The organism is Mesorhizobium waitakense (assembly GCF_056431085.1).
In genome coordinates this window covers 1-775 of sequence record NZ_JBWKME010000164.1, presented here as the reverse complement: position 1 = coordinate 775, position 775 = coordinate 1, and the positions used below count along the sequence as shown (strand labels likewise).

At 59.1% G+C, this 775-nt stretch carries 1 protein-coding gene; it reads right to left on the bottom strand.

Annotated elements, in window-relative coordinates:
- Window positions 1-208, bottom strand: a 208-nt coding sequence (locus tag AC07FD_RS31330) for a hypothetical protein (protein WP_478352993.1), incomplete at its 3' end; no start/stop codon positions are given.
- Window positions 209-775 lie beyond the last annotated feature (567 nt).

Sequence of the window (775 nt, the reverse complement as noted above, 5' to 3'; positions counted from 1 at the left end):
GCAAAACTCGTACTACGCGATGCTGGCCCAGCAGCAGGCAGGACAGGGGGGGCAGCCGGAGGAGGCCGCGCAGCGCGACTTTGAGGAGCACCTGGAAGAGGCGGGCCAGCAGGACGCTCCCGATCATGGGAGGCGGTACGGCATCGCCCCTGATGACGCGGCCCTCATCCGGAATGCGAGTAATGCGGCTTGCCAGAAGATTGCGCATCGCTCCGCAGTCGTGAACAGTTCGGGTCTCCGCAAGTTATCTGAAGCACTACAGCAGCGTTACAATTTGTCTCTCAATGGACTTAGTGACGAGTCGCTGAAGGATTATGCTAAGCAACTGTTTCCGGGTGAAGCCCGGGTCATTACGGGGTTGGGCATGCTTAGGGCGTACCGCGAGGGTACCTATGGAGAGGGTACCTCTGGGGCGGGTACCTCTGGAGCGGGTACCTCGCGTCAGGGACAGGGAAGGCGGTATACTGTCGTTCCTGAAGATGCGGCGTTAATCCATAATGCGGGTAGTGCGGCTCGCGGGAGGCTTGAGGCGCGGTCTATAACTAACAGTAGCACGAGTCTCCGCAGATTGTCTGGAAGGCTCCAGCAGCATTACAATTTGTCTCTTAATGGACTTAGTGACGAATCGCTGAAGGCTTATGCTAGGGAGCTGTGTGCGGACGACCCCAGGGTCCAGAGTGGGGTGGCCATGCTGAGGAAGTATCGGGAAACCCTTGGAGAGGGTACCTCGCATGCTGCGGAGGGCAGCTCTCGCCAGCCAGTGCAACAGCCATCA